At 54.0% G+C, this 26,113-nt stretch carries 22 protein-coding genes; 18 read left to right on the top strand and 4 right to left on the bottom strand.

Features of this window, described 5'->3' with window-relative positions:
* Positions 1-185: 185 nt before the first annotated feature.
* A complete protein-coding gene (locus OQH67_RS08860) occupies positions 186-689 on the top strand; it encodes a DUF456 domain-containing protein (RefSeq protein WP_215437847.1) in 504 nt (167 codons plus the stop codon).
* A 286-nt stretch (positions 690-975) separates the two neighbouring features.
* Here the strand turns inward: OQH67_RS08860 and OQH67_RS08855 are convergent, their stop codons facing one another.
* Both OQH67_RS08855 and OQH67_RS08850 read right to left on the bottom strand, forming a co-directional pair.
* On the bottom strand, positions 976-1,332 hold the full coding sequence (locus tag OQH67_RS08855) for a hypothetical protein (RefSeq protein ID WP_215711703.1): 357 nt from the start codon (positions 1,330-1,332) through the stop codon (positions 976-978).
* A 149-nt stretch (positions 1,333-1,481) separates the two neighbouring features.
* Positions 1,482-1,979 (bottom strand): hypothetical protein, encoded by a 498-nt coding sequence (locus tag OQH67_RS08850; RefSeq protein WP_265145470.1) that lies wholly within the window; start codon positions 1,977-1,979, stop codon positions 1,482-1,484.
* A 109-nt stretch (positions 1,980-2,088) separates the two neighbouring features.
* Between OQH67_RS08850 and OQH67_RS08845 the strand changes: the two genes are divergently transcribed.
* The 16 genes from OQH67_RS08845 to OQH67_RS08770 all read left to right on the top strand — a co-directional run bounded on the left by OQH67_RS08845 (position 2,089) and on the right by OQH67_RS08770 (position 23,201).
* Positions 2,089-7,191, top strand: a complete 5,103-nt coding sequence (locus OQH67_RS08845) for an RHS repeat domain-containing protein (RefSeq protein WP_215711701.1) — start codon at positions 2,089-2,091, stop codon at positions 7,189-7,191.
* A gap of 50 nt (positions 7,192-7,241) precedes the next feature.
* Positions 7,242-7,640 (top strand): hypothetical protein, encoded by a 399-nt coding sequence (locus OQH67_RS08840; protein ID WP_215436949.1) that lies wholly within the window; start codon positions 7,242-7,244, stop codon positions 7,638-7,640.
* A 649-nt stretch (positions 7,641-8,289) separates the two neighbouring features.
* Positions 8,290-8,748 carry a hypothetical protein gene (locus OQH67_RS08835; RefSeq protein WP_215436946.1) on the top strand — a complete coding sequence of 153 codons (459 nt, stop codon included), beginning with the start codon at positions 8,290-8,292 and terminating at the stop codon, positions 8,746-8,748.
* A gap of 62 nt (positions 8,749-8,810) precedes the next feature.
* On the top strand, positions 8,811-8,996 hold the full coding sequence (locus tag OQH67_RS08830; protein WP_215459018.1) for a hypothetical protein: 186 nt from the start codon (positions 8,811-8,813) through the stop codon (positions 8,994-8,996).
* Between the two features lie 61 nt (positions 8,997-9,057).
* Entirely contained in the window at positions 9,058-9,504 is a 447-nt protein-coding gene (locus OQH67_RS08825; RefSeq protein ID WP_215436943.1) for a hypothetical protein, read from the top strand.
* Positions 9,505-10,377: 873 nt separating this feature from the next.
* Positions 10,378-10,707 carry a DUF3784 domain-containing protein gene (locus tag OQH67_RS08820; RefSeq protein ID WP_215436941.1) on the top strand — a complete coding sequence of 110 codons (330 nt, stop codon included), beginning with the start codon at positions 10,378-10,380 and terminating at the stop codon, positions 10,705-10,707.
* Positions 10,708-10,789: 82 nt separating this feature from the next.
* Positions 10,790-11,869, top strand: coding sequence for a M28 family peptidase (locus tag OQH67_RS08815; RefSeq protein ID WP_215436938.1), 1,080 nt, complete (start codon positions 10,790-10,792; stop codon positions 11,867-11,869).
* Positions 11,866-12,900, top strand: coding sequence for an alpha/beta hydrolase (locus OQH67_RS08810; RefSeq protein WP_215436936.1), 1,035 nt, complete (start codon positions 11,866-11,868; stop codon positions 12,898-12,900). The genes OQH67_RS08815 and OQH67_RS08810 overlap by 4 nt, the downstream gene beginning before the upstream one ends.
* 71 nt (positions 12,901-12,971) lie before the next feature.
* A complete protein-coding gene (gene ileS / locus OQH67_RS08805) occupies positions 12,972-15,701 on the top strand; it encodes an isoleucine--tRNA ligase (protein WP_215436933.1) in 2,730 nt (909 codons plus the stop codon).
* 25 nt (positions 15,702-15,726) lie between these two features.
* On the top strand, positions 15,727-16,500 hold the full coding sequence (locus OQH67_RS08800; RefSeq protein ID WP_215436931.1) for a signal peptidase II: 774 nt from the start codon (positions 15,727-15,729) through the stop codon (positions 16,498-16,500).
* A 7-nt stretch (positions 16,501-16,507) separates the two neighbouring features.
* Positions 16,508-17,170 carry a DUF1573 domain-containing protein gene (locus OQH67_RS08795; protein WP_215436928.1) on the top strand — a complete coding sequence of 221 codons (663 nt, stop codon included), beginning with the start codon at positions 16,508-16,510 and terminating at the stop codon, positions 17,168-17,170.
* 19 nt (positions 17,171-17,189) lie between these two features.
* Positions 17,190-17,672, top strand: a complete 483-nt coding sequence (locus OQH67_RS08790) for a rhodanese-like domain-containing protein (protein ID WP_215436927.1) — start codon at positions 17,190-17,192, stop codon at positions 17,670-17,672.
* A 2-nt stretch (positions 17,673-17,674) separates the two neighbouring features.
* Positions 17,675-18,901, top strand: a complete 1,227-nt coding sequence (locus tag OQH67_RS08785; protein ID WP_215436925.1) for an aminotransferase class V-fold PLP-dependent enzyme — start codon at positions 17,675-17,677, stop codon at positions 18,899-18,901.
* 47 nt (positions 18,902-18,948) lie between these two features.
* Entirely contained in the window at positions 18,949-20,688 is a 1,740-nt protein-coding gene (locus tag OQH67_RS08780; protein ID WP_215436922.1) for an esterase/lipase family protein, read from the top strand.
* Positions 20,689-20,769: 81 nt separating this feature from the next.
* The gene (locus tag OQH67_RS08775; protein WP_215436919.1) at positions 20,770-22,440 is read left to right on the top strand and encodes a discoidin domain-containing protein; all 1,671 of its coding nucleotides are present in this window, start codon (positions 20,770-20,772) and stop codon (positions 22,438-22,440) included.
* 5 nt (positions 22,441-22,445) lie between these two features.
* Positions 22,446-23,201: a DUF4328 domain-containing protein gene (locus tag OQH67_RS08770; protein WP_215436916.1), complete on the top strand. Its 756-nt coding sequence runs from the start codon at positions 22,446-22,448 to the stop codon at positions 23,199-23,201.
* Positions 23,202-23,521: 320 nt separating this feature from the next.
* On the opposite strand, the gene rplS is transcribed toward OQH67_RS08770, so the two are convergent.
* Together rplS and OQH67_RS08760 are read right to left on the bottom strand one after the other, a co-directional pair.
* Complete coding sequence (gene rplS, locus OQH67_RS08765; RefSeq protein WP_067568978.1) at positions 23,522-23,869, bottom strand: 50S ribosomal protein L19; 348 nt, start codon at positions 23,867-23,869, stop codon at positions 23,522-23,524.
* Positions 23,870-23,979: 110 nt separating this feature from the next.
* Positions 23,980-25,521, bottom strand: coding sequence for a TIGR03790 family protein (locus tag OQH67_RS08760; protein ID WP_215436913.1), 1,542 nt, complete (start codon positions 25,519-25,521; stop codon positions 23,980-23,982).
* Between the two features lie 162 nt (positions 25,522-25,683).
* Between OQH67_RS08760 and mce the strand changes: the two genes are divergently transcribed.
* Complete coding sequence (gene mce / locus OQH67_RS08755) at positions 25,684-26,106, top strand: methylmalonyl-CoA epimerase (RefSeq protein WP_067568982.1); 423 nt, start codon at positions 25,684-25,686, stop codon at positions 26,104-26,106.
* Positions 26,107-26,113: the final 7 nt, after the last annotated feature.

The following is a 26,113-nucleotide window of genomic DNA, read 5'->3' as shown; positions in this document are numbered from 1 at the left end:
GCAGAGCGCAGGAGCACAGGACTCCGTTCCGTAAAAAAGAACCGGGAAAAAACATAGGCGGCCATTGTATACCCAGCCTATGGAAACTGCAACAGCAATTCATCAGGCGGACAGTGTTTTTCCGTCATGCCGCAAGCCGGGCAGAATCCTTGCCACATCTCCCGCTTCCTGCTAAGAACGAAAGCATGCCCCCGGTACTTTCTGAAACCCTCATCTGGTGCGTCACCCTGCTCCTGTTCGGTATGGGGTTGATCGGCACACTTATTCCCATGCTGCCCGGCATCATCATCATTGCGGCCGGCTGCATCTGGCAGGGAATCATGGGCAGCCACTCCCTGGCGTGGTGGGAGTGGACCGTGCTGGCGCTTCTGGTCGCGGGAGGACTCGTCATTGACAAGATTTCCGGCGGCATGGGAGCCAAAAAATTCGGCAGTACCTCGGCAGGAATCTGGGGCGCCATCATCGGAGCCATTGTGGGCGCCATCCTGTTCCCCCCTATTGTCGGCCTTCTGGTCATGCCGTTTCTGGGGGCGCTCCTGGCCGAACTTATTTTCGCCCGCAAGGACATTGCCGCCGCATTCAAGGCCGGGTCAGGCGCCGCCCTGGGGATGCTTACGGGGCTTCTGCTTGAATTCACGTGCGGCCTGCTGATTATCGCCTGGTTCTGCTCCTGCTATTTCCTGTTCTGAACCAGGTAGGCCACTCCCATCCCTGTCATTAAAAGTTAAAACTTTAACGTAATCAGGAGAAGGATTTTTTAAATGGAATAAATTCCTGTTCTGGTAATCGACTGTAATTAAGGCGGTGATTCCAACGTAATTTTTATTTTAATTTCGGTATTTCTAGAAAATTTCTTGGAAGGAATAAGTTCTTTTTTCTGAGTATTGCCTTCCATTTCAAAAATGAAATGAGTTCTTAACGTATCAGGCGTCTTTCATTTGGGCGACCGGTAGTTCTACATTGTCTGCAAATCACTTAACAATCCTGATTTACAAGACAATGAATAATACCCAAATTACCCAGGAACCCCGTTATCCCTTCGTTCCCATGTTCGCCAACGGCCTCCCACAGGCCGACTTCTACGTCAACGGCATCACCGCTCCCGTTCTCATCTCCCCTCGCTCCGCTTCCGATGACACTCGCCATGAATGGACCGGGTACCTCAAGATCATGAAACGCGGTACCTATTTCCTCTCCCTGGACGCCGATTCCTCCATCTCCCTGTCCATTCCCTTCAAGAATGTGGAACTGACCAGCGAAGCAAAGGACCTTTCCGTGAAGCCGGAGAGCGTCGTGCTGGAACAGGGGTATTACTGGTGCCAAATCGTCCATGAATACCACCCCGCCCTGGGCTCCGGACAGGAGTTCTGCATCGCCGTTCTTTCCGACAAGGCGGAGGCGCCCGATATCAATTCCTACCTCAATCCCAATGCGACTCCTCCGGACAAGGAAGGGGAGGAAGTCATCACCCTGGTCAATCTTTATCGGGATGAAGAGGATGAGGGTACTTCAAGCAGTTCTTCGGAAGGAGGAGGGTTTGATTTTGAGTTTGATCCCAAGTCAAGCAGCTCCAGTTCCAGTTCCAGTTCCAGTTCCAGTTCCAGTTCCAGTTCCAGTTCCAGTTCCAGTTCCAGTTCCAGTTCCAGTTCCAGTTCCAGTTCCAGTTCCAGTTCCAGTTCCAGTTCCAGTTCCAGTTCCAGTTCCAGTTCCAGTTCCAGCTCCAGTTCCAGTTCCAGTTCCAGTTCCAGTTCCAGTTCCAGTTCCAGCTCCAGCTCCAGCTCCAGCTCCAGCTCCAGTTCCAGTTCCAGTTCCAGTTCCAGTTCCAGTTCCAGTTCCAGTTCCAGCTCCAGTTCCAGCTCCAGTTCCAGTTCCAGTTCCAGTTCCAGTTCCAGCTCCAGCTCCAGTTCCAGCTCCAGTTCCCTCTCTTCTTCCTCCAGCGGACCCGAAGAAGAAGGCTGCCCGTGCCCCTGTTCCTGCAAATGCGAGGAGGAAAGCGCTCAATCCGAGTGTGACAAGAATGGAGGACCCAACTCTGCCGGAGGCCACTCCTTCGGCGGCAACCCGGATGATGCCGACGACTGTGAAGGCATGCTGGAAGTCGGCGGGGAAAACTCCGGAGGCGGGGGTGAAGGAGGCGGCGCAGCTTCCTTCAGTTTCCGGGCCAATCCTCAATGCTCCATTGGACTGCGCTACAAGCATCCCCTCGAATGGACCTGCTCCTGGGACTCCGCTTCCCGCCAGGCAACTGTCAAGCGCCCCACCGGCAGCTCCATCTCTTTCCGCGCCGCCGCCGGAAGCGCCGACGCTCCCGTTTCCGGAGGTTCTCGCAAGCTCAACTACAGGGTCCGGCTGCTCAACCAGGACAAGTCTCCCTGTACGGACGGAAATCCCATTTATCTGGACATGGTCCAGAGCAATGGAAGCACCCTGCGCTTCTCGGCTTCCACCGGCAAGGTTGTTTCCCTGATTTCTTCTTCCGGGGTGGAAACCACGGCGGAAGCCTATGCTGCCAAACTCCAGGTCAACCGCCATCCCTCCACCGGCGCCATCCAGAGCATCTGGTCCCAGTCGCAGGGTCTTCTCCAGGCAGTGCCTGAGGGCAACAAACTCACCCTGGAGTGGTACTCCCCCTCCCAGGTGAACAAAACCGCCCGGAGCGTAACTGCTTCCGGGACTCCCTACAAGACGGTCAGCTATGAAAATACTCTCAAGGATGGAGCACCCGTGATGCTCATCACCGAGCAGAGGCAGGGCATGGCCGCCTTCCATACAGAACGGAAAGTGGAAGGCAACAATGTAACCATCACCCAGGGTGAAGGGGACGAGCGCATCGTACGGCGGATTGAGCGCAACTCGCTGCCCGGGGGCAAGTGGGAGATGATTGAGAGCTACCGCAAGATCAACGAGGAAACACCCGTATCCTGCGTCCGCACCGTCCAGAAGAGCACGGACGGCGGCTGGCTGACCATCAGCAGGACGGAAGGCTACAATACTCCCCTGGCCCAAACGACACTCTACACGTATAACGACCAGTTCCGGGTATCTCTGGAAATCCAGCCCGACGGAGGCTACACGCGCTACGAGTACGACGACCAGGGACGCGTCATTCTGCAAGCAACACCGTGGGCCGGAGGGGGAGAAAAAGGGACGCGCACCACGTATGCCGACCTGCGTTTCAACGATTTCAGGCCGGCAACGGAAAGGGAAATTATCATTGCCCAGGACGGAACCGAAACCGTTCTAAGCCAAAGGAGCTATACCTATGAAGATAGCGTTGAAATCAACCGGACCACAGTGACAGAAACGGCTTTGGGTTCCGACCAGGTTCACACAAGCGTCTCGGAAACCTACGGAGAAGCAGCGCAGTACCCTTATGCCCGGGGGAGACAGAAGATGAGCCAGGGCATCAACGGCGTTCAGACCGTCTATACCTATGAAGCCTCTTCAGAATACGGAGCCATCCACAAGGTAACGACAACCGTCCAGGCAAACGGGAGCATTGTTCCCGGCCAAAGTACCCGGAGTGTTGAGTACATTGCTGAGAACGGTACAATTACCAGACAAGAACAGTATGTTCATACAGGTGAAAATTGGTCTCTGATTTCTTCCGAAGACTACCAATACGATGCCGAGCTCAAACTTGCCAAAACTACAAGAGGTAATGGCAGAACCAGCACGACGGAGTGGATGTGCTGTGGGCCTCTGAGGGAAATCGATGAAGACGGAGTGGTCATCAGCTACGGCTACAACTCAGCCAAGCAACTGGTGGAGACCATCCGCTCGGCCACGGAAACCACTCCTGAAACTATCATTTCCTATATCAGGGATGCAGATGGCAGGATTATTTCCACACGAAAGGATGTCGGCGCTCTGACGACGGTTGAAAGTACCCAATACGACGACTTGGGAAGGGTTGTTTCCACAACCGATATCCTTGGACGTGTGACCAGTACTCAATACAACGAGGATCTACTCACCACTACTGTAACCACTCCTTCAGGTGCTACCTTGATTACCAAAACTTATTATGACGGCACTACCATTCTGCAGACAGGAACCGGACAGCGGGAAATGGAAACCCAGCTTGAGTTGACGCAAGAAGGGATTCTTACCACCACCCTGTCCCAGGGAGTCGTTCTTTCCCAAACTCTTCAAAATGGATTCGGTCAAACTATCCGACAGGAACAGCCCAATACTTTGGAAGGTTTCATTGTCACCAGTAACACTTATAATAGCAAAGGGCAGCGCATACGTACCCAGACAGAAGAGATGGCTCCCACCTTAACGGAATACAATGAACTGGGCCAAACTGTAAAACAGACTGTTCTTCTGGATCAATTGCATCCGGGTGATCCCGCTAAAAACAGGATATCGGAAAGTTCCTCCTGCTACCAGATACGGAAAGACGGTATTTATCAGGTACAAACCTCCATAACTTATAATGCCGAGGGGCTGCCTCTCACACAGACTACCGAAACCATGGTCTCTCAACTGGACCCTGTAGTGGAAAGCAAGGCTCTTTCCTTCGACGTGTACGGTCAGCGGAGTGTTCAGTGGACGGAATACACCGCTCCCTCCAAGCGTACCCAGCTCAGTCGCATTCCCACTTCGGATATCGTGGCTGAATCCCTTGTAGTGGATGGATTTACCATAAGCCAAACCAATTATGCAGGAATCCACTCTTCACAGGAACGGTCCTATGCCTCCACAGGAATGATGCTGAAGCAAACCGATGCCAGAGGCAATGTTACTGCCATCGAAACCGACCTGGCCGAACGCGCCATCAGGACAACCGACGCACAAGGCAATATCACTTCCACTGCCTACTCCCCCTGCTGTGACGCCCCTGCCTGCATCACCAACGCTCTGGGAGGCGCCACCTGCTATTCCTACGATATCCGGGGCAGAAAGATTGCCGAGTACGGTACAGCCGTCCAGCCCTCCTGCTTCGCTTATGATGAGAGTAATCACATGATTGCTCTGACCACGTTCAGGGTGGATGAAAAAGACATCACCACCGATCCTACAAGTCGTACCGATGGAGATACCACCACCTGGCTCTACGACACGGCCACGGGACTGGAACTCAAGAAAACCTATGCCGACGGCTCCTGTGTTTCCAAAACCTACGACAGGCTCAACCGTTTGGAAACACTCACCAAGGCCCGAGGCATCATTACCAGTTATACCTATGCCCCATTCACCGGGGAACTTGTCTCAGTCACTCATAGTGATAGTACTCCAGAATGGGATTTTGCCTACAACCACCTTGGTCAAATGGTTTCCGTTTGCGATATCTCAGGAACCAGAGAAATCTCTTATGACGTCTATGGGAGAATGATCCAGGAGACTTCCTTTGGAACTGCGGAAAGCTGCATCCAGGAAGAGTATGACGCCTTCGGCCGTTCCTGCGGATACCGCCTGATGATCGGTACCCGCACCGTGCAGTACTCCTCTCTTGACTATGACCATAAAGGTGACATGATGAGTATGAATATGGAAGGCTTGGGTACTCCTTTTACGTGGGAGTATGATGAAACCAGCGGCTTCCTCAACAAATTATCCTATCCCAACGGCATGGTCCGCAGGAATACTTACCATCCCAGGATCAATCTCCTGGCCTCCATCGGTTATGAGGATGCCGGGACTGGCGACATGTTGGCCGGACATGTCTACCAGTACGACCACTTGATGCGCCCGATCCAGCGCCGGGACTCCTGGGATACTTCTACAATGGCGACCACCAGAGACTTCACCTACAACAGTAGAAGTGAACTTGTCAATGATGAGCTCCAGCAAAGAGGCAACTTTGCCTACCAGTACGACAACATCGGCAACCGCAAGATCGTCCGGGAGCTGGAAGAAGAAACATCCTACGGAACTAACAGGCTCAACCAGTACACAAACATAATTCAGGCGGATGCTTCCTTTGACCCCGTCTATGATGCGGACGGCAACCAGATCAGAATAAAAACCTCCACAGGTATCTGGAATGTTTGCTACGATGGCAATGACAGGCCTGTTTCCTTTACCAGCGAAGATGGCCGCACTGTCGTGTCCTGCGGCTATGACTATCAAGGACGCCGCTTTGAGAAGAAGGTACTTGTCAATGGGACAACCATCAGCCACGCTTATTACCTATACCGGGGTTACCTGCAGGTGGCCGAACTGGATTTGATGCATCCACAGCCAGTGCTGGTAAAGGACTACGTATGGGACCCCACAGAGACGATAGCCACGCGCCTCCTGATGATGACATGCTGGAAAGAGAAAGGGATAGAAGTAAAAGAGAACCTCTACTTCATGCATGATGCATTGAAAAACGTCACTTGTGTCTTCGGGGAACAGCATGAACGAAAGGCGCGCTACGAATACTCTCCCTTCGGAGGCATGCTTACGGCAGAAGGAGACGTGGTCCATACCAATAAATTCCGATTTTCCTGTGAGTACACGGACGACGAGCTGGGACTGGTTTATTACAACTACCGCCACCTCAACCCCACCGACGGCAGATGGATCAATCGAGACCCTATTCAGGAACAGGGAGGACAGCATTTATATGGGTTCCTTGGAAATAATTCTTTGATAAATATTGAAATAACAGGAAAAATATTTTTTGGCAAAGATGTTGTTATCAATGCCACACCTGATCTAAAATCAAAATCAGATGCTGAAAGAACAATTAAAGAATACACTTTTAAAGGTATCATTAATGAAATTGATGATGAAGTAAATTGTTTTTGCTGCATCGAAAATCTTACTCTTATTATGCACGGAAACCCTGGTGAAATGGTAATTGTTCCAAAACCAGGAGAAACGATAATTTGGAATAACAGTACAGATCCAAAAAAAGCTAATAGAATTTATGAAGGAAATGTTACTGAAATGGTAAAAGCTCTTAAAAATGAAGAGACGTTCTGCAGTAAATGTTTTATCTATTTAGTATCTTGCGAGGTGGGATTGGGAGTATTACCTCAAAAAATAGCTAATGAAAGTAAGTGCACTGTTTACGCTCCAAATGGTTATGCTGCTATTGGAGAAGACGACAATCCGCTACATTCAAAGGTTTTTACAAAAAAAATTACCAAAATAATAAATGGAAAAAGTGTCAATATTGGTGATCCAACCTCTTTATTACCGCAAGGAATTGGTTCAGAGTTATCATTTTCAGAATTTAAACCTCAATCTTAATCTTTATGAAAAAAATTATATCTATCATTTTTAGTTGTTTTATTTGTCACGTGGGTTATTCAGAAAATAACCTTGAGGATATTATCCAACTTAACGAAGCATTATACGATGCACTCCATGAAAAAGACCAGAGAATATCTGGGTTCTTTTTCTCCGGAAAGAAAGAAGATACCTTTCATTTTACACCAGTAGAAAAAAATCTAATTATCAATGCATTAAAAAAACAGGCCACAATGTATATGAAGAAAGGAAAAATTGATAGTTTTAGAACAGAGCTTACTCTAGCACCTAGTGCTGTTTTATATATTGGTAAATGCCAATTGTATTGGTATGGACACTCTGATGATAAAGAAGGAGCGGACATGTTAATATACCAAGGAATTCCATTTAAAGTAAATAAAATTGACAAAATATTGTCAGATAAGAAAAACTTAAAAAATAAATCTTAAAGCCAGTTGAAATAACGAATTAAGCAAAGAATTAACTAATTATTTTACTCAAATAAAAAAGAGATGTCCTGCCAGATTGGCCGGGCATCTCTTTAAAAATTTGGTACTCCGTCACAGGCTGGAACCGTGGACAAATTGATTAAGAGTCAACTCAACTATTCTACCAACTGAGCTAACGAGGCGTTTGATGATGTGCGTTCTCTATGAGAGCAACCGGATGGTACTCCGTCAAAGCCATCGATCCGGCGGGCACCACCACCGCCTATCTTCCCTGGTTTGTGATACCTCAGGAATTCGAGAATTCTCCTATGACGCCTATGGAAAAATGATCTAGGACACTTCCTTTGGGAACCAAATATCTAATAATTCTAGATTAGATGTATGCATATTAGTAAAAAAACACGTGAAGTAGCAGAAAAAAGATTGAAACAAGATTCTAGTCCTGTTAAAGCTAAATCCTTTGCAAGAATTATAGATGCATGACAGTGAAATTCACGAATCCAAAATGCCGGTCGTGATCTCCATGGCCCAACAGGCAACAAAAAAACAGGCGTGATAGAGTTTCTAAATATTTGATTCAACACCAACGTTATTACTTTGAATATCAGATTATAATATAATATATACAAAATTTAAACTTCATCAAAATATGATTAAATATATATTATATCTTTTCTATTTCTTCATATGCTCAATAGGGACTGCAGAACTCAATACATTAGGTGATATACAAATTCGTGAAGAAGAAAATTCACAACCTTTCAGACTGGTTCTCGACGATTTCTACGATTGGAAAAATGATTTTTTCAACCCCGCCGAAAAAGAAAGTAATGTCTATAGCCTCCTCGACAACTCAAATATTCCTGTAAATAAAATTGTAGAAAACCTCCAATCTCTGGAGAAAACAGGAAACGATTGTGCGGCTCGTGCCTTGGCCGGCATCTATTTACAAGGAACACAAGTCCCATATAACCGTGTTGAAGCCCTCAATATCCTGCAAAAAGCCTCTACGAAAAAGAGCTCCATGCTGCTCAAATATTTATTGAAACTCTTTCTGATGGAAAATATAATGTTACATCAGGAAGTGTATCTACCGGATACAATTTAAAAAAAGAAAATTTAAATTGGTTCTATGCTGTTGGAGGCTATAAAGCATGGGGAAAAGGAACAGTGGTAGTCTGTAAAGATGAATATACTCTAGAATTTGAATATAAATTTTATGACCGCTATAATTGGGATGGAGGCAAACAAGTAACTATTTTGGGTCATGTTGTGACTGATGAATTTATGGGAGAATTTCATAGACAAGGTCTTGCACGTGAGTTTGACATGCGTGGTTCAGTGAAAAAACTGTAAAATGGAAAAAAGGACAAGTTTCTCAAATAACTAACGGATGGGAATCAGAACAATCAGGACGATGAAAAAAGGCATAAAAATTTTATACAAACTCTTATCTGCTTTCTATATTATTTTAATAGCAGCATGTGACTCTGAACAAGATTCATGGGATATCCATGAACTAAACAAACATACTGGGATTTCTTTCCCTGACACTACGATAATTCTCTCTGCAACTGATGGCGGAGGAAAAGAACGCGACGTAAAGTATGAGGCCTATACTTGGACTTTGTTTTCGCCTGTTTCAGTCAACATGCCTTCGATAATAAAGCATGCTGGAGATCCCCCCTTAAAAGATACTGTAAAATACATCGAAAATAGTATGTATAAAAATAAAACAAAAATTTCAAAAGCACAATATGCATTCTATAGCAATTGGGAAACAAATGGTTATTATTTTTATGCTACGGTAGTTCATTCACAACAGGGTGATTACATGGTTATTAATCGTATCCGCAAACAATAATAGCCTGTCCAAGCAGACCATCAGGGAAGTCCGAGAATAGCTTTGGAAAAAGGTGTAGAGAAAAACGCGAGGCAAGCCTTCATGTAGTATCGGAAAACGGCACAACAAAGGTTCCCGAAAGCTTAGTTCATTTTAGGGATATGTTACTTGCACAGAACACCAAGAGAAGGAACACAAAAAGAAAAAGATGCTCTGGAAAAGGTGAAAGCAATTCTCCGAAATGACATTCAAGACAGTAAAAATGTTGAGGAAATAAACAGCTGCTCCGAATAATTGAGACAGAAAACCGGGAAAAATCCGATTCTTGATCAAGTAACGCCTGTGGCCAGAAGATTCAGGGCACTTCCCTGGAGGCAGACCTAAAACTGCCTTCGGAGAAATGATAGATACTGTGAATATCCCTACAAATATTCTGCCTGATATCAAACACACGCCTTTCAGCACCCCTGTCTTAAAGATGAACCCGTTTCCTCCACTAAAGAAAAAAGGCAAATCACTGTTATTTGTGGGGATGCCTCGTTGAGAAGAAGGCAGACGTCAACACAACCTGGCTAAATACCGTAAATATGACTCCGGAAACTTGTTCAAGAGTTTTTGATTCCTTTGAATCCTGTTGCCGGGAAGAATATTATGAATCATCACATTTTTAACTTATTGTTTTTGAAATTCGAATGGGTTAAAGCCTACTGATTGATGGGGCCTAAGAATTATTATGTCAGAAACTGGCTGTAGATTTGACGAAGAATCATCAAAACAATCATCCATTTTCTACATTTTTTCCGAACATTTTCCCTTCAAAATTAATCTACCGCTTTACTTTCCGCAGTAATATCCCTATCGCGACGGATTTCCATCAGCATTCTTTTCATTTATATGACCGCCCAGCTTTCCCCCCTTCTGGTACCCATTTTGCTCATGGGAGTTTTCATCTTCCTCGGAATCATTCTTTCCATGGAGAAATGCTCCTTTCTGATTGCTGGTTATAATCTGATGAGCCGAGAGAAAAAAGAACGGTACGATGAACGCGCCCTGTGCCGCTTCGCCGGCAAGTTGATGTTTTTCCTGGCTTTCTGCATGCTGCTCAGCATCATCAGTACCATTCTGGAAAGTCCCGTACTTCTTTCCATCGCCGTGTTTCTTTTTGTCGCCGCTATTACATTCGCCGTCATTTACGCCAGTACCGGGAACAGGTTCAGGAAATAACCTCCAGCCTCCGGACGGCGGAACATGTTCATTGACAGCAGACGCCCGCAGGGCTAGCATGGTTTCAATCGCTTCCGCCCTTATGAACCGGCCCCTTCTTCTCTCTCTGTGCCTTCTTCCGGTCCTGGCCGTCATGGCCCTCCTCCTGTCCCTCCCCTGTTGCACCCGGCTGTTCCAGCCCTGCGGCTCCGGCAATATTCCGAACACGGAACAAACGGAAGAGCGTTTGAGAACGCATGTGTTCCAACTGGCGGACACCATCGGGGAACGCAACGCCTACAAGGCAGGAACCATGGAACGCTCCGCCCAATACATTGAACAGGCCCTGGCCGGAATGGGTTATGCCGTCACGCGCCAGGCCGTTCATATTCCCCGCTCCGGTGAATACGGAGCCGTACGGGACAGGACCGTGTACAACATTCTCGCCACGAAAAAAGGCACTTCTCCCCGCGCGAAGACGCTCATCATCGGTGCGCATTACGATACCAAGGTGGGCATGGACAACTGGCACGACCACGGCCCCGCAAGACCTTCCCGCACAGGTACTCCCGGAGCCAATGACAACGCTTCCGGGGTAGCCGCCCTGCTGGAGGTGGCCCGGATTCTGGCAGGGCCCCCCACTCTTCACGACGTCTGTCTGGCAGCGTACGCCAACGAAGAACCGCCCTTTTACCAAACCCCCGCCATGGGTAGCGTCGTGCACGCCAAATCCATCGCCGCCCGGCCGGGAAAGGACAAGGTCATCGGCATGATCGCCCTGGAGACGCTGGGCTGCTATTCTCCGCGGGTGAACAAGAAACGCAAGTCGGCCGTGGTCGCCGGACTAGCGGGACTGCCGGACCGTTGCGACTACGTGGCTTTCCTGTCCACCAATACGGGGAAAAACTTCGCCCGTTCCTGTGCCGACGAGTTTGCCGCCCTGAGCCGGTTCCCGGTCCGTTCCGTCGCCTTTCCCTATTACATGAAGGGCGTTTCCTGGTCCGACGACTGGGGCTACATGAAGGAGGACATTCCCTCCTTCGCCGTTACGGATACGGCCTTCCTTCGCTGTGACGACTACCATGAAACCAGCGACACAGCCGAGAAACTGGACTATCCCCAGTTTGCGGAAGTCGTTCAGGGTCTCGCCGGACTCATTATTTCTATTGCCAGCAAACCATGAACATTCCATCCCTTTTTTGTGCCGTCTCGCTGATTTTTGTTCCCGCCTCATTCGGTGCGGATTCCTTTTCCGCCACTCTCAAAAAACTGCCCGCGGAATCCGGGAAATCCTCCTTTGTCTCCAACTGGATTCCTCTGGAGCTCAAGGAGGCGGACATGCAGGAAAAATACATTGATTCCACCAGGGTCACGGACGTGGGAAAAGCGCAAATGCAGTTTTATTTTCCCGCCGGGTGGCGTTCCCGGGACAAACGACCGGCCCTGTGCATCTTTCCGGGCGGAGGCTACGCCCTCATGGCCATTGACAAAGAAGGCGTGCATATCGCCCGGTGGGCGGCGGAGCATGGCATGGTGGGTGTCGTCGTCAAATACCGCGTTTCCCAGAAAAACAATGCCATAGGCAAATTTCCCGGTCCCCTGCTGGATGCCCGGCAGGCCCTGCGCCTGACGCGCAAGCATGCCGGGGAACTCGGCGTCGATCCCGGAAAAATCGGCGTCATGGGCTTTTCCGCAGGAGGCCATCTGGCCGCCATGGCCGCTACATTGTGGACCAAGTCACTTCCGGAAGAAGCGGACAATCCCCTCAGATCCGTCTCGGCCCGTCCGGATTTTGCCATGCTGATTTATCCCGTTATTACGATGGTCCCAAAAGATACTCATCCAGGCACGCGCAACAAAATCATCGGCTCAAAGCCCGACCCGTCTTTGGAAGAATTGTGCTCCGCCGAACGGCAGGTGACACCAAACACGCCGCCCGTCTTCCTCGTTCACGCCCAGGACGACGGCGTAGCCTCCGCCAACAGCAAGCTCATGGAAAAAGCCTGCCGGGACAAAGGCGTTCCCGTAACCCTGCGCCTTTACTCCAGGGGAGGTCACGGCTACGGCATGGAGAAGCGCGGCAATCCGACCGACCAATGGCCGGAAGACGCCGAAAAATGGCTTTTCGAACGGGAAATCCTTCCTGTCGCCGCACAGCGCCGCGGAACGGAGAATGCCGCAGCGGCGGATTCATCCGGAAAGCGGGAGGAATGAACGGCATAGGCCCGGACCGTGCCACAGCGGAGGGTTGACCGGAAACGGACCGGGTGATACTTTTTCCGGGCATGAGTGCGCCCGAAAAGAATTATAAAGACACCATCCTGTTGCCGGAGACCGGCTTCCCGATGAGGGGAGACTTGACGAAAAACGAACCCGTACGCCTGAAAAAGTGGGAAGACACCGGGCTGTACGAACGAATTTTGTCCCGCAGGATAGAACAGGGCGCACCCCGTTTCCTCCTTCACGACGGCCCCCCCTTCGCCAATGGCGACGTGCACATGGGAACGGCCCTGAACAAGATTCTGAAGGACCTGATCCTCAAGTCCAAAACCATGGCCGGTTACGCCGCGCCGTACGTTCCCGGCTGGGACTGCCACGGCCTCCCCATCGAATTCAAGGTGGTTCAAAAGGCCCGCGACCTGGACGCGGCGGAAATCCGCCGCCGCTGCGTGGAATTTGCCAGGGGCTTCATCGACATTCAACGGACTTCCTTCCGCCGCCTGGGCGTTTTCGGCGACTGGGAGCACCCCTACCTGACGATGGACCCGGCCTATGAAGCCAACATTCTGCGCGTCTTCGCCAAACTGGTGGAAGACGGAGCCGTGTACCAGAGCCGCAAACCCGTCCAGTGGTCCTACGGGGCCTACACCGCGCTGGCGGAAGCGGAAATCGACTACAAGGAAAAGGTCAGCTCTTCCGTGTTCGTCCGCTTTCCCCTGCTGGACAATCCCCTGGGGCTGAAAGCCTCCATGGTCATCTGGACCACCACGCCCTGGACGCTGCCCGCCAACGTCGGCATCGCCCTTCATCCGCGCTTCACGTATGTGGCCGGAAAATTCATGAAGGACGGCCAGACGGAAACCCTCGTCATCGTGAAAGAGCTTCTGGACGCGTTCGCGCAGAAGACAGGCTGGGCCCTGGCGGAAACCATCCGTGAATTCCAGGGAGCGGAACTGGAAAACTGCGAAGCGCAACATCCCTTCCTTTCCCGCACATCCAGAATCATTCTGGCGGACTTCGTCACGACGGATACCGGCACCGGCGCCGTCCACATCGCTCCCGGCCACGGTGCGGACGACTACAACGTAGGCCGCCAGTACGAGCTGCCCGTCCTTTCCCCGGTGGACGACGACGGCAAATATACGGAAGAAGTGGGTGTTCCCGCCCTGACAGGGAAACACGTATTTGACGCCAACAAGGACATCATCGCCATGCTGGAAAAGGACAACAACCTCTTCGGCGTGGAGGAATACCGCCACCAGTACCCGCACTGCTGGCGTTCCAAGACCCCCATCATCTTCCGCGCGGTGGAACAATTCTTCATCTCCATGGACAAATTGCGCCCGCAAGCGCTGGAACAGATTGACAAGGTGCAGTGGCTGCCCGCCTGGGGCCGCAACCGCATTTACGGCACGGTGGAAGCCCGGCCGGACTGGTGCATCTCCCGCCAGCGCACCTGGGGCGTCCCGCTCCCCGTCTTTTTTGACGAGGACGGCAAGGCCGTTCTGGACGCCGCGCTAGTGCGCAAAATCGCGGACATGGTGGAAGCCCACGGCTCCAACATCTGGTTTGAACTTTCCGACGAAGCCCTGTGCGAGCGCCTGGGCCTTCCCAAAACCTGGAAAAAGGGCAAGGATACGCTGGATGTCTGGATTGATTCCGGCAGCTCCCACATGGCCGTCATGGATTCCCGCCCCGGCCTGGACGCCCCGGCGGACCTGTACCTGGAAGCTACGGACCAGCACCGCGGCTGGTTCCAAAGTTCCCTGATGCTTTCCGTCGCCTGGCGCGGCACAGCCCCGTACAAGGCCGTGATGACCCACGGATTCGTGGTGGACAAGGATACCGGGAAAAAGACTTCCAAATCCGACGCGAAAAGCGGCAAACCCATCGACGCCGCCTATTATTACGACAAATACGGCGCGGACATCGTGCGCCTGTGGGCTGCTTCCGTGGACTGGCAGAATGAAGTCCCCTTCGGGGAAGACCTCTTCAAGCAGGTCACGGAACCCTACCGCCGCCTGCGCAACACCCTGCGCATCCTGCTGGGCAACATCAACAGGTTCGACTTTGCCACGCAGGCCGTCTCCCCGGAACACATGCCCATCCTGGACCGCTGGATTCTGGAACGCCTCAACGCCGTCATCCGTGAAACGCTCAAGGCGTATGAAGCCTATGACTTCCGCAAGGCGTTCAGCGTCATCAACCAATTCTGCACGAGCGACCTGTCCGCGCTGTATGTGGACACCACGAAGGACCGCCTTTACTGCGACTCCGTCACTTCCGTGCGCCGCCGCGCCACGCTGACGGCCATGACCATCATCTTCAAGGCCCTGTGCCGCCTGCTGGCCCCCATCCTGGCCTTTACGGCGGACGAAGCCTGGGAATACGCCGGTTACGAAGGCAGTGTGCATGAGCAGGACTTTCCCGCCCCCATGCCGGAATACGATACGCAGGAAGCCTCCTCCGTCGTCTCCCGCTTGCTGGAAATCAAATCCGTCATCCAGGTGGCGATCGAAGAGCAGGTAAAGGCCAAAACCTTCTCCAAAAATAATGAAGCGGACATCCGGCTTACCGTCCCCTCCAATGAAAGCGAGGACGTGGTGGCCCTGCTGGAAGACCGTGCCTTCTGCACGGAATTCTTCATCATTGCGGACTTGAGTGTCCAGACCGGGCCGGAACTGGCCGCTACTGCCCTCAGGACGGAACACGCCATGTGCCCGAGATGCCGCCGGTACGAACCTGAAGAAGAAGGTGCAGACGTCTGCGAACGCTGCTCGGAAGTACTTTCCTGAACCGTAAACAATTCTTCCCTGACTCATGGACAACCAGACGGAAACGGATTCCGCCCCCCGCACAAAGAAAAGCCTCGGCTGGCTCTGGTGGAGCCTGCTGGGCGTGGGGCTGTACATTTTGGACCAGGTCAGCAAGCTGTGGATCATCCACCGCTTTCCGCTGAACTATGTGGACGAGCATACCCACAAGTATGCTCATATACCCGGCTTTCCGGGGTTTCAGCACATTCATGCCGGCGGCATCATCGATTTCTTCACCAACGGTCCCATACCTGCTGAGGACATGGCACGATACACCGACCTGAACCAGAATTCAGTGAACGCGCTGAACCGCCTCCGGGATCTGGAACCCATCACCTTCCTTGACGGGATGGTGAACATCACCAGGGTGCACAATACGGGAGTGGCCTTCGGCCTGGGGAACGGAACGGCCTGGTCCAGCTACGTCTTTTTGGGCATCCCCGTGCTGGCGATCATCGCCCTCATCGTATTATACCGGAAAAACTTTTTCCATACGGTATGGCTCAAGCTTGCCTACGTGCTCCTGCTGGCGGGCGTGGCCGGCAATCTGACGGACCGCCTCGTGCAGGGCTTCCTGCTTCCCTACGAACAGCCGCACGGCTTTTTCACCAAGCTGCTGAACGGCTATGTGGTGGACTTCATCGACGTCACCCTTCCCGTAATCAACTACCGCTGGCCAGCCTTCAACGTGGCGGATTCCTGCATCTTCGTGGCGGCGATCATCTTCTTCATCGCCAGCATCTTCTCTTCCCGCAGCAAAGAGGAAACTCCATCCTGAAACGATCATGACCGTGCGGACTTTCATCCTGTCAGGCCTGTTGTTGTGCGGAAGCGCCGCTTCCGGCAAGGATGAACTGTCCTTCAAGGAAACGGTCGTCCCCGTCAAGGTGGCCCCGGCCCAGGACAGCATCACGGCGGCGTTCCCCTTCACCAACACTTCCGGCGTTCCCGTCACCATCAGCAAAATCAGCGTCTCCTGCGACTGCACCACCGCCGGAGTCAGGGACAACAAGCTGACCTACGCTCCAGGGGAATCCGGAACCGTGACAGCCGTGATGAAAACCGGCAATTTTTCCGGTACGGTGGACAAAGACATGACCGTACACGCCAACGGCTCCGCCTACAAGCTGGTCATCCGGGCACAGATTCCGGACATTATCCGCATGGAGCCCCGCAAGCTGGAATGGACGAAGGGGGCTCCCGCTACCCCCAAGACCATCCACATCACCATCTCCAAGGAACTGCCCGTCAACCTGACAACGGTGGACCTGACGGGGGACGCTTTTGACTACGAGCCTGTCACCGTTCAAAAAGGGAAGGAATACAAAATCATCGTCACCCCAAAATCCACGGACAAGCCGGCTTTCAACACCATCTGGGTCCGGACGGATTCCACCGTTCCGCGTTACAAACGGCAAATGGGATTCCTGACCATCAAGGAAGACTGAATCCCCTTCATACCCCGCCATGAGAGACGCCCTTTCCACAGCCCTGAAACTCCTGCTGGTCATACTGCTGCTGGCCGTAGGGATAGCCGTGCTGGATCTGCGCGTCATCCAGCCGCTGCGCACACCTCCCTGCAACCCGGAATTGCTGGAGGAAGGGCATGTCTGTCTTTCCCAGGTCCTGAAGGACTGGCCGGGAAAAATCGTCTGGATAGACGCCAGAAATCAGGACGACTTCGAACGCCACACCATCACGCAGGCCCCCGTCTATCCCGTGCGTCCGGCTGACGACAATTACCAGGAACTGCTTGCCGGTGCCATGGAGGCCCTGATGACGGCGGAGGACAAGGGGTACTGCATCGTCATCTTCTGCAGCAGGGACTGCAATTCCAGCACGGCCGTAGCCAACGAACTTAAAAAGCCGGAATACGGCATCCGGGCGCCCGTCTTCATTCTGGAAGGCGGCTGGGACGAACTGCGCAAAGAACCTTCACTTGTACAATAACCATGCTTGATACAGCAACCATCCGCGCCCAGTTTCCGATTCTGAAAACCCAGGTGCACGGCAAACCGCTTATTTACCTGGATAACGCGGCCACCACTCAAAAGCCGCTGGCCGTCCTGGACGCCTCCCGGCGCTATTATGAAACGCAGAACGCCAACGTCCACCGCGGCTCCCATTACCTGAGCCAGCTGGCCACGGAAGCGCACGAACAGGCGCGGGAAACAGCCGCCGGATTCATCAACGCTCCGGAAACGGCGGAACTCCTGTTCACCTCCGGCTGTACCATGGGCATCAACCTGGCGGCGGACACGATTGCCAAATCCGGAATGATCAGGCCCGGGGAGGAAATCATCTTGTCCGCGGCGGAACACCATTCCAACATCGTCCCGTGGCAGATGCTCTGCGAACGCACGGGCGCGGTCCTCCGCGTCATTCCCCTGACGCCGGGCCAGACGCTGGACATGGAAGCCTATCAAAACCTGCTTTCCCCCCGTACCCGCATTGTGGCCATCGGGCATGTCTCCAACACGCTGGGAACAGTCAACCCCGTTCGGGAAATCACGGCGCTGGCCAGACAAAACAGGCCGGACACCATCGTCCTGGTGGACGGTGCGCAGGCCGTCTCCCACATGAAAGTCGACGTTCAGGAACTGGGCTGCGACTTTTACGCCTTCTCCGGCCACAAGCTGTACGCCCCCACGGGTATCGGCGCCCTGTGGGGAAAAAGGGAACTGCTGGAACAGCTCCCGCCGTGGATGGGCGGAGGGGAAATGATCAAGGAAGTCACCTTTGAAAAAACCGTTTACAACGACATTCCTTTCAAATACGAGGCAGGTACCCCCAACATTGAAGGGGCCGTCGCCATGGCCGCCGCCATGGACTATGTCTCCGGACTGGGGCTGCACAACATCGCCGCGCATGAACAAAAGCTCACGGACATGGCCGTGGAAGGGCTCAAGGCCATGCCGCGGCTGACCGTGCTGGCCCCGGATGTGCCGCACAGCGCCGTCGTTTCCGTACTGGCGGAGGGCATCCATCACTACGACCTGGGAACCCTTCTGGACCAGATGGGAATTGCCGTCCGCACCGGGCACCACTGCTGCCAGCCCCTCATGTGCGCATTGGGAACCACGGGAACCACCCGCGCCTCATTCGCCCTGTACAACACGGAAGAGGAAGTGAAAACTTTCCTCCGCTCCATGAACAGGGCGCTGGAAATGCTTTCCTGATCCCTTCTTCTCCCCTTCTCCCCTTCTCCCCTTCTCTCCATCCCGCCATGAATACGGCCCCTCTCGTCATTCTTCTCGGCCTCATGCTGGGACTCTCCGGCTGTTCCGTGCACAGCCAGCTGCAGAAAGCCCCCTACACCCATTATCAGGACGATGCTCTGGCTATTCAGGAGGCCCGGGAGGCATGGCTCGTTCTTTCATCGCCTAAGCGCAGCCGGGAATGGCCGGAAGCCAGAAAAAAATACAATGCCTGCATCCGCAAACTGGCTTCCCATCTCAAGCAGGCCAACCGCAACGGCGGCATGGACGAAGCCATGCTCCAAAGTCTCCCCTTCGTTATTGAAAAATCTCCCTACGCCAGGGACAGCAACCCCTGGCATTACGAGGCCATCTTCATGTCCGACGAGGTGGACTCCACCTACCGCCTGCGGGAAACCGTCACCGTGGAAGGAATGGGAATCCCTCTGGCGGGGCTGGCTCCGGAAGGTATCTCCCGCCCCCACGCGAACATGCTCAGGGACAACGGCAACGTACACACGCTGACGGCCATTCTGGACTTTGACCGCATGGTGGACGGGAAACCCACCCTCCGCACCCTCCCGCGCCTGATGAACGAACACATCTTCATCGGCCGCCACAAGGTGCGCCAACCCCTGGCAGCCAACTTCTCCGTCCCGATCGCCCTTTTCTGGAAACTCTCTGACGCGGACGGCACGGAACTGCTGGGAGCCTTCCGTCCCAAAAAAGCCATCAGCACCATGGGGCTTTATTTCTCCGAGCCCTACGACCCGAAAAAAATTCCCGTCCTCTTCACCCACGGTCTGATGTCCGGCCCCGCCACCTTCGCCAACCTGACCAACCGGCTTCTGGTGGACCCCGTCATCCGGGAAAACTACCAGTTCTGGTTCTTCGGCTATCCTTCCGGACTGGCCTGGACCATCCCGGCCGGCCGGCAGCGGGCGGCCCTGGCGGAGCTCATGCAGGAATACAACCCCGGCGGAGTTTCCAGGGAAATGAACAACATCGTCATGGTGGGGCATTCCATGGGCGGCCTCATCACCCGCTTCAACACATCCACCAAGCCGTGGATCCTCATGAAAGGATTGTTTGAGCTCCCCCCGGAAACCTTTGAAAGCATGACTGCGTCCAACTGGAAGGAAGCGCTCACTCCGCTGCATTGCGACGACCACACGCTGGAACAGCTCCATAACAACTTCATTTTCAACCCGGCCAGGGGAGTCACCCGCATCGTGTACATGGCCACTCCCCACCGCGGCTCCACCTTTGCGGACAACTGGATAGGACGCCTGGGGCAGCGCTTGATCGACCTCCCCTCGGACGTACTTGAGGAAGCCACCCGCATCGCCACCCTCAGCAGGGGCATGTTTCTGCTCAATCCCCTGCAACTGAAGGACGAACTCACCAGCATCCGCCAGCTTTCCCCGCACTCCTCACTGGTCAAACACATGTCCGAGCTGCGCTGCGCCCCGTCCGTCCCGGTCCATTCCATCATCGGGGACAGGGGGAAAAACAACACGCCCTATTCATCCGACGGCATCGTCAAATACAGCTCCTCCCACCTGGATTGGAGCGTCAGCGAAAAAATCGTCCCATCCGGACACAGCGTTCAGGACGATCCCGCCGCCGCGGTGGAATTGCGGAGAATCCTGCGGGAGCACCTGGTCAACGTCAAAGGGAAAAAAGTGCTGGAAGAAACGGAAGCCAACGCCGCCGTTCCCGTCTGGCAGACCAACCCAGCCCGGCCCGTCATCCTGAAAAGACCGTAAGGGCCATAAATGCCTGCTTATGGAGTTGCCTCCCCGTGTATTTTTAAGGTAGTATATTTGCCAATACAATTCCCCTCTTCCATGCCTGCCGACGACTCCCTTTCCCTGGACCAGATTTCCCATCTCTTTCCCCAGTTGGAAAACATCCAGCTTATTGGAACAAAAGGCCCCCAGCAAATCTTTTCCGCCACGCTCAAATCCAACTTCGCCCCCGTTATCCTGCGGCTGGTTCCTACTGAGGAAGCGGACGTCTTCGGCTGGACGCCCGAATTCGTCATCCGTTCCCGCGCCATCGTGGAGCAGTCCCACCAGGGTCTTCTCCGCGTTTACGAAGTGGGACAGGCCGGCCCCTTCACCTTCATTATCTCCGCCCATTCACCATATCCGCGCCTGGCGGATATGGAAAAAATTCCGCAAATCAAGCCCCAGGCGGCGCTCACCATCGTCCGCAACCTGGCGGAAGGCCTGCTGACTCTGCACCGGAAGGGAATCTTTCATGGAGGCATCACGCCCAAGCAAATCACCATACGTCCCGACGGCGGAGACGCACTGCTGCTTCCCATCAACATTTACCCCGCCCAGCCTCCTGTGGACATGGGGGACTTCGCCTCCCCGGAATGGGTCACCGGAGCGGAACCCGCATTCACGCCGGGCATGGATATCTACGCCCTGGGACTGACGCTTTACATCCTGCTCACCCGCACCACTCCCCTGGAGGCGCAATTCGCCATGCCTTCCTCCCTGATCCGGTGCAGTGATGAAGTGGATGCCGTAGTCTCCCGCGCCATCAATCCGTCCCCCAGGGAACGCTACCGGGACATGGGGGAATTCATCACTGACCTGGACAAGGCCATTGCCCGCCCCGCGGGAGGAATCTCCGTAGCCCCGGCAACGCCGTCCGTACAGCCCGCGATGGTCCTGAACGGGCCGCGGAAAGGGCAGTCAAATGTTTATTATTACCTCATTCCGGCCCTGATCGTGGGCATCGTGCTGACGTACACCTGCATCCTGTACAAAAAGGATGTGGCGAAAATGCGCAGCGACTACAACGAACAGGTGCAAAAGGCAAACGAGGCGAAAGCCGACGTCGTGCGGAAAGCCAACAAGGCGGCCAAGGAAGCGCGCCACCATGCGCCCGCAGTCCCTGCCGTTCCCGCCCCGGCAGCCTCCGTTCCGCAACCTCCAATTCCGGCGCCCCAGCCGGCTGCCCCTGAAAAATCAGCTCCCCACGTCCCCGCCGAACCCGGTGAAATCAACTGGAGCGTGCAGCCCGGCGTGAAAGTCCGCCAAAGTTCCACCCGCAACATGCTGGCGGCCTACGGCCCCGAAAAAGCCGTTGACGGAAACACCAGTTCCGAGCTTTCCGACGTTTCCATCAGTGCCACCGGCGTCGTGGAAGGAAAAAATGCCTGGTTCGGCATCGACTTCGGGGCGGAAACCAACCGTCCCGTGGAAAAAATCGTCATTTACACGCCCGCCAACCTGACCCTGCTGGGAACCATGGAGGAATTCAAGGTGATGCTGTACGACAACGAAAAAAACGTGCTTGCGGAAAAAACCTTCACCACCACGCCTTCGGAAAAATCCACCAACATCAGCACATGGAAGCTGAACTCTGCGGTCAAGGCGCGCGCACTGCGCATTGAATCCACCAGCCCCGCCCGGCCGCTGGCCCTGACGGAAGTAGAAGTATTCGGACCGGAAGAAAAAGCTGAACCGGAAACCGCTCCGGCCCCGGAAGAAGTAGAATAACCTCCATGAACTCTTCCTCCCCCGGACCTCATCCACTTCTTTTCCGGGCGGGAAGATGGCTGCCTTTCCTGCTGGGAACGCTTTCCCTGTTCCTGATCGCTGGAACGTGTTTCATCATCTTTGTTCAGCTCCCCTGGATCCAGGAAACCGTCCGGAAAATGATCGGACAAACAGTGTCCGAACTGGTAACGCTTCATAAGCTTCCCTCCGGCATGGAAATCACATATCCCGGCTCGGAAATCGGAGTCATCATGTTCCCGGTTTCCCTGGCCTGCTTCGCCTGCTGGCTCCTGCTCATCTACCGCCTGGCATGGGATGCCCGGCGCACCGCAGGAAACCTCATGCAGCCCAGCCCTGCCAAATGCGTTCTTTGCTTCATTCTTCCCGTCGGCAACCTGTGGATGCCCGTGAAAGCCCTGCTAAACATCAACAGCATTCTGTCCCCGACAAGCCAAACTTCCGGAAAAGTGCTCATCTGGACAGCCTGGGCCCTCAGCGTACCCGTCACGTTCCTGACACTCCTTTATACCTTGATCCACCCATTCATCACGTTCATGGAGACATTCGGAGGGTGGCAGGAAGAAGCGGATTCCTTCCCCATGGAACCGGTCGTTCAAGACATACAGTCCCTCTTCAGCGCCATGCTGGGGCCTGTTCTGTTTTATAACGGCATCGTATTCATGCTAAGCCTGCTGGCTTCCAACCTGATGATCTATTATCTGGACGCCCGCAGCCGCCGGATGCAGCCGCCCTGCAACTGAATAAATCATCCATAGCCCGTGCCGGGTACAGAGGGCCCCCCCTCCCTTCCCTTCATATATCTCTCTCCCTTGAAGAATACCACGCGGCATCCCCTATTCCCCCTATTCCCCCTATTCCCCCTATTCCCCCTATTCCCCCTATTCCCCCTATTCCCCCTATTCCCCCTATTCCCCCTATTCCCCCTATTCCCCCTATTCCCCCTATTCCCCCTATTCCCCCTATTCCCCCCAGGAACCACAACGGAACAAACGACAAAAACGCAAAAAGCCCGGTCCGTCTCACGACGAACCGGGCCAGCAAAATATAACAGTCCTTCCAATTACCGGGTGGCAGACTTGACGATCATGGCGTCCTTGCCGATGCGGCCGCGCAGATAGTGAAGCTTGGCACGGCGGACCTTGCCGCGGTTCACCACTTCAATCTTGGCAATGCGGGGGGTGTGCAGGGGGAACACGCGTTCCACGCCTTCGCCATAGGAAATTTTACGGACGGTAAACGCCTCATTGATGCCGGAACCGCGCTTGGCGATCACGATGCCCTGGAAAATCTGGATACGTTCCTTGCCGCCTTCAATAACACGAGTGTGAACCTTGATGGTATCACCTACGTTAAATGGGGTCACATCCGCCTTGAGTTGCTCTTGCTCGATTTTGTTGATAATGTTCATCTTGTGTTATCTGTTGCTGGTGAATATCAGTAAAAGGAAAACTTACGGGACGCAGAATATGGTCCATAATCCCCTAAAAGGCAATCCAAATTTGACATGCGGGCGCAATTTTATTTTTTAACGGGGGCGGGCGGCGGGGGAGTCACCCTCCTGCGCCATTCCTCAAGCGCGGGCAGAAAGTCCGCGGAAGGCATCCGGGCCTGGACGCTGTCCATCTGGAGCAGGCAGGCCTTGTTCCCTCCCCGGGCACGGTCCACCAGCAGAGACTCCAGCAGAAGGCGGGAATGGTCCCGGGCATCGGGGGCGGAACTTAGCGCGGTGGAAACCATGTTCCCGGCCTGAACATATTCCTTCCTGTACAGGTATTCCAGGGCCAGCGCTTCATAAAGAAAGGAGGACGGGGCCTTCCGCGCGGATTCCAGCAGGCGCTCCGCCCGTTCCCGCCAGCGGTCCCCGAACTGGAGCCGGGAAGCCCACCATCCCTGGAAATAGCGGTCCTCTTCCGAAGGCTGCACATCCATGCTTTTCATACGGGCGTAGGGACGGTACAGAGGGTCCCCAAATACCACACCCTGCCAGGAAACCACGGACATGCTCATCCAGGAAGCTTCCGCCACGGTATAACCGTCCAGCAGGCGGTCCACAAACACGTCAAAGCGGTGGCTCGCGCCCAGGAAAGGCTCATATACATTCCCCACCGTCACGTCGGCCCCTTTCTCCAGCAGGGCGGAGCTCCATCCCCTGCCCGGCGTCCTGAACTCGGACGCGCTGAACGAATGAAGATGCATGGCTACCGCCCCTGGCCGGAAGCGGAAGGAAGGATCGGCAAACGGACCATTCGCATCCGGCGCGTACCATCCGCAATACAGGGCCACGTCCCGGCTCAGCGGAAATTTGGCGGGCAGCGTCTGGGGCCAGTCGTCCAGATACACGGGAATCCCGGCCTCCCGGACGCACCTGAACACGGCATCCATCCATTTGTCCCCCTCCGCATGGGGACCGCCCCGGTCCACCACGGCCCACCCCCACAGCCCCTTCTTTTCCACGGCCGCAGGTTCCGTCACCAGACGCATGCAGGTGGCAGCCGTCAGGCCGTCCATGCGGCACACCAGGAACGTAGGCAGCCCGGAGCCCACAAAATCCTCCCTTTTATTGAAATAGGGATTTGCCAGCCAGGATTGCCTTTCATAGCCGTCAAACGCCAGCAGGGCCAGTTCGGAATCCACGGAGGCACGGTCCGTCTTCATCTGGTTGATATCCTTTCCGGGCGGCGGCACGGGCTGTTCGTGCCGTATCTTCATCGGCAGGTCGGACATCAGGAGAAGCACGAAAATCTTCCGGTCCATCATGGGGGAAGAGAAAATGCCGGAAGGCACCCACCACTTCTGCTCCCGCGCGGCCTTCAGCAGCGGAAGTCGGATCAGGTCGTCAAACTCCTTTCTGGATATCTCGTTCGCGCGCGGACAATCCAAGGCAATGAGGTTCCGTTCCGGCACGCCGCGCACCCGCGCGTACTCCACGGCCATGCGGCGGCTCAGGGTTGACTTCCCATTGTAAACCACAGCCACGTGCGACGGCTGGAGCTCATAGGCTGCGGCGGCGGAAAACCACGCCGCCAGAAACAGCAATACGGCTAATCCCCTCTTGAACATGCCCCTATCCTACCTGATCGGCGGAAGCAATCAAGCAGGTGAAACAGCCCGGATGCGATTTCGCCATTTTTCCGCTTTTCGCTTCACTTCTAAAAAAAATCCGCTTTAATGGCTCGTGATGCATTGCAGGCTGATGCCTGCATTCATAAACACCATACGCATATGATTCAGCAAATTGACCATATCGGCATCGCCGTCAAGAGTCTTGACGCTACCGTTCCCTATTATCGTGACGCACTTGGCCTCGGAGAACCCCACATCGAGGAAGTTCCCACACAAAAGGTGCGCGTCGCCATGTTCGACGTTGCCGGAGTCCACATTGAACTGCTTGAACCCACCTCTCCGGAAAGCGCCATTGCCAAGGCCATCGAGAAAAAGGGCGAAGGCATCCACCACATCGCTTTCAAGACCAACGACATCGCCGGGAACATCTCCCAGGCAAAGGATGCCGGCCTCATCGTGCTGAATGATCCGCCCGTGCCCGGCGCCCACAATACCCAGGTCACCTTCCTGCATCCCAAGTGCACCTTCGGCGTGCTCACCGAATTCTGCCAGCATCCCGGCGGCTGCGGATGCGGACACTAAACATATT

Source organism: Akkermansia biwaensis, from assembly GCF_026072915.1.
Lineage (GTDB): Bacteria > Verrucomicrobiota > Verrucomicrobiia > Verrucomicrobiales > Akkermansiaceae > Akkermansia > Akkermansia biwaensis.
Note: the sequence above shows the minus strand (reverse complement) of the source record. Positions and strands in the feature narration are given on the sequence as shown.

Excerpts from the sequence above, each read along its gene's own strand:
- OQH67_RS08860 (WP_215437847.1), top strand. The coding sequence starts at position 186 with ATGCCCCCGGTACTTTCTGAAACCCTCATCTGGTGCGTCACCCTGCTC.
- OQH67_RS08855 (WP_215711703.1), bottom strand. The coding sequence starts at position 1,332 with ATGGACGATTTGGCACCAGTAATACCCCTGTTCCAGCACGACGCTCTC.
- OQH67_RS08845 (WP_215711701.1), top strand. The coding sequence starts at position 2,089 with ATGCTGGAAGTCGGCGGGGAAAACTCCGGAGGCGGGGGTGAAGGAGGC.
- OQH67_RS08835 (WP_215436946.1), top strand. The coding sequence starts at position 8,290 with ATGATTAAATATATATTATATCTTTTCTATTTCTTCATATGCTCAATA.
- OQH67_RS08825 (WP_215436943.1), top strand. The coding sequence starts at position 9,058 with ATGAAAAAAGGCATAAAAATTTTATACAAACTCTTATCTGCTTTCTAT.
- OQH67_RS08820 (WP_215436941.1), top strand. The coding sequence starts at position 10,378 with ATGACCGCCCAGCTTTCCCCCCTTCTGGTACCCATTTTGCTCATGGGA.
- OQH67_RS08815 (WP_215436938.1), top strand. The coding sequence starts at position 10,790 with ATGAACCGGCCCCTTCTTCTCTCTCTGTGCCTTCTTCCGGTCCTGGCC.
- OQH67_RS08810 (WP_215436936.1), top strand. The coding sequence starts at position 11,866 with ATGAACATTCCATCCCTTTTTTGTGCCGTCTCGCTGATTTTTGTTCCC.
- ileS (WP_215436933.1), top strand. The coding sequence starts at position 12,972 with ATGAGTGCGCCCGAAAAGAATTATAAAGACACCATCCTGTTGCCGGAG.
- OQH67_RS08800 (WP_215436931.1), top strand. The coding sequence starts at position 15,727 with ATGGACAACCAGACGGAAACGGATTCCGCCCCCCGCACAAAGAAAAGC.
- OQH67_RS08795 (WP_215436928.1), top strand. The coding sequence starts at position 16,508 with ATGACCGTGCGGACTTTCATCCTGTCAGGCCTGTTGTTGTGCGGAAGC.
- OQH67_RS08790 (WP_215436927.1), top strand. The coding sequence starts at position 17,190 with ATGAGAGACGCCCTTTCCACAGCCCTGAAACTCCTGCTGGTCATACTG.
- OQH67_RS08785 (WP_215436925.1), top strand. The coding sequence starts at position 17,675 with ATGCTTGATACAGCAACCATCCGCGCCCAGTTTCCGATTCTGAAAACC.
- OQH67_RS08780 (WP_215436922.1), top strand. The coding sequence starts at position 18,949 with ATGAATACGGCCCCTCTCGTCATTCTTCTCGGCCTCATGCTGGGACTC.
- OQH67_RS08775 (WP_215436919.1), top strand. The coding sequence starts at position 20,770 with ATGCCTGCCGACGACTCCCTTTCCCTGGACCAGATTTCCCATCTCTTT.
- OQH67_RS08770 (WP_215436916.1), top strand. The coding sequence starts at position 22,446 with ATGAACTCTTCCTCCCCCGGACCTCATCCACTTCTTTTCCGGGCGGGA.
- rplS (WP_067568978.1), bottom strand. The coding sequence starts at position 23,869 with ATGAACATTATCAACAAAATCGAGCAAGAGCAACTCAAGGCGGATGTG.
- OQH67_RS08760 (WP_215436913.1), bottom strand. The coding sequence starts at position 25,521 with ATGTTCAAGAGGGGATTAGCCGTATTGCTGTTTCTGGCGGCGTGGTTT.
- mce (WP_067568982.1), top strand. The coding sequence starts at position 25,684 with ATGATTCAGCAAATTGACCATATCGGCATCGCCGTCAAGAGTCTTGAC.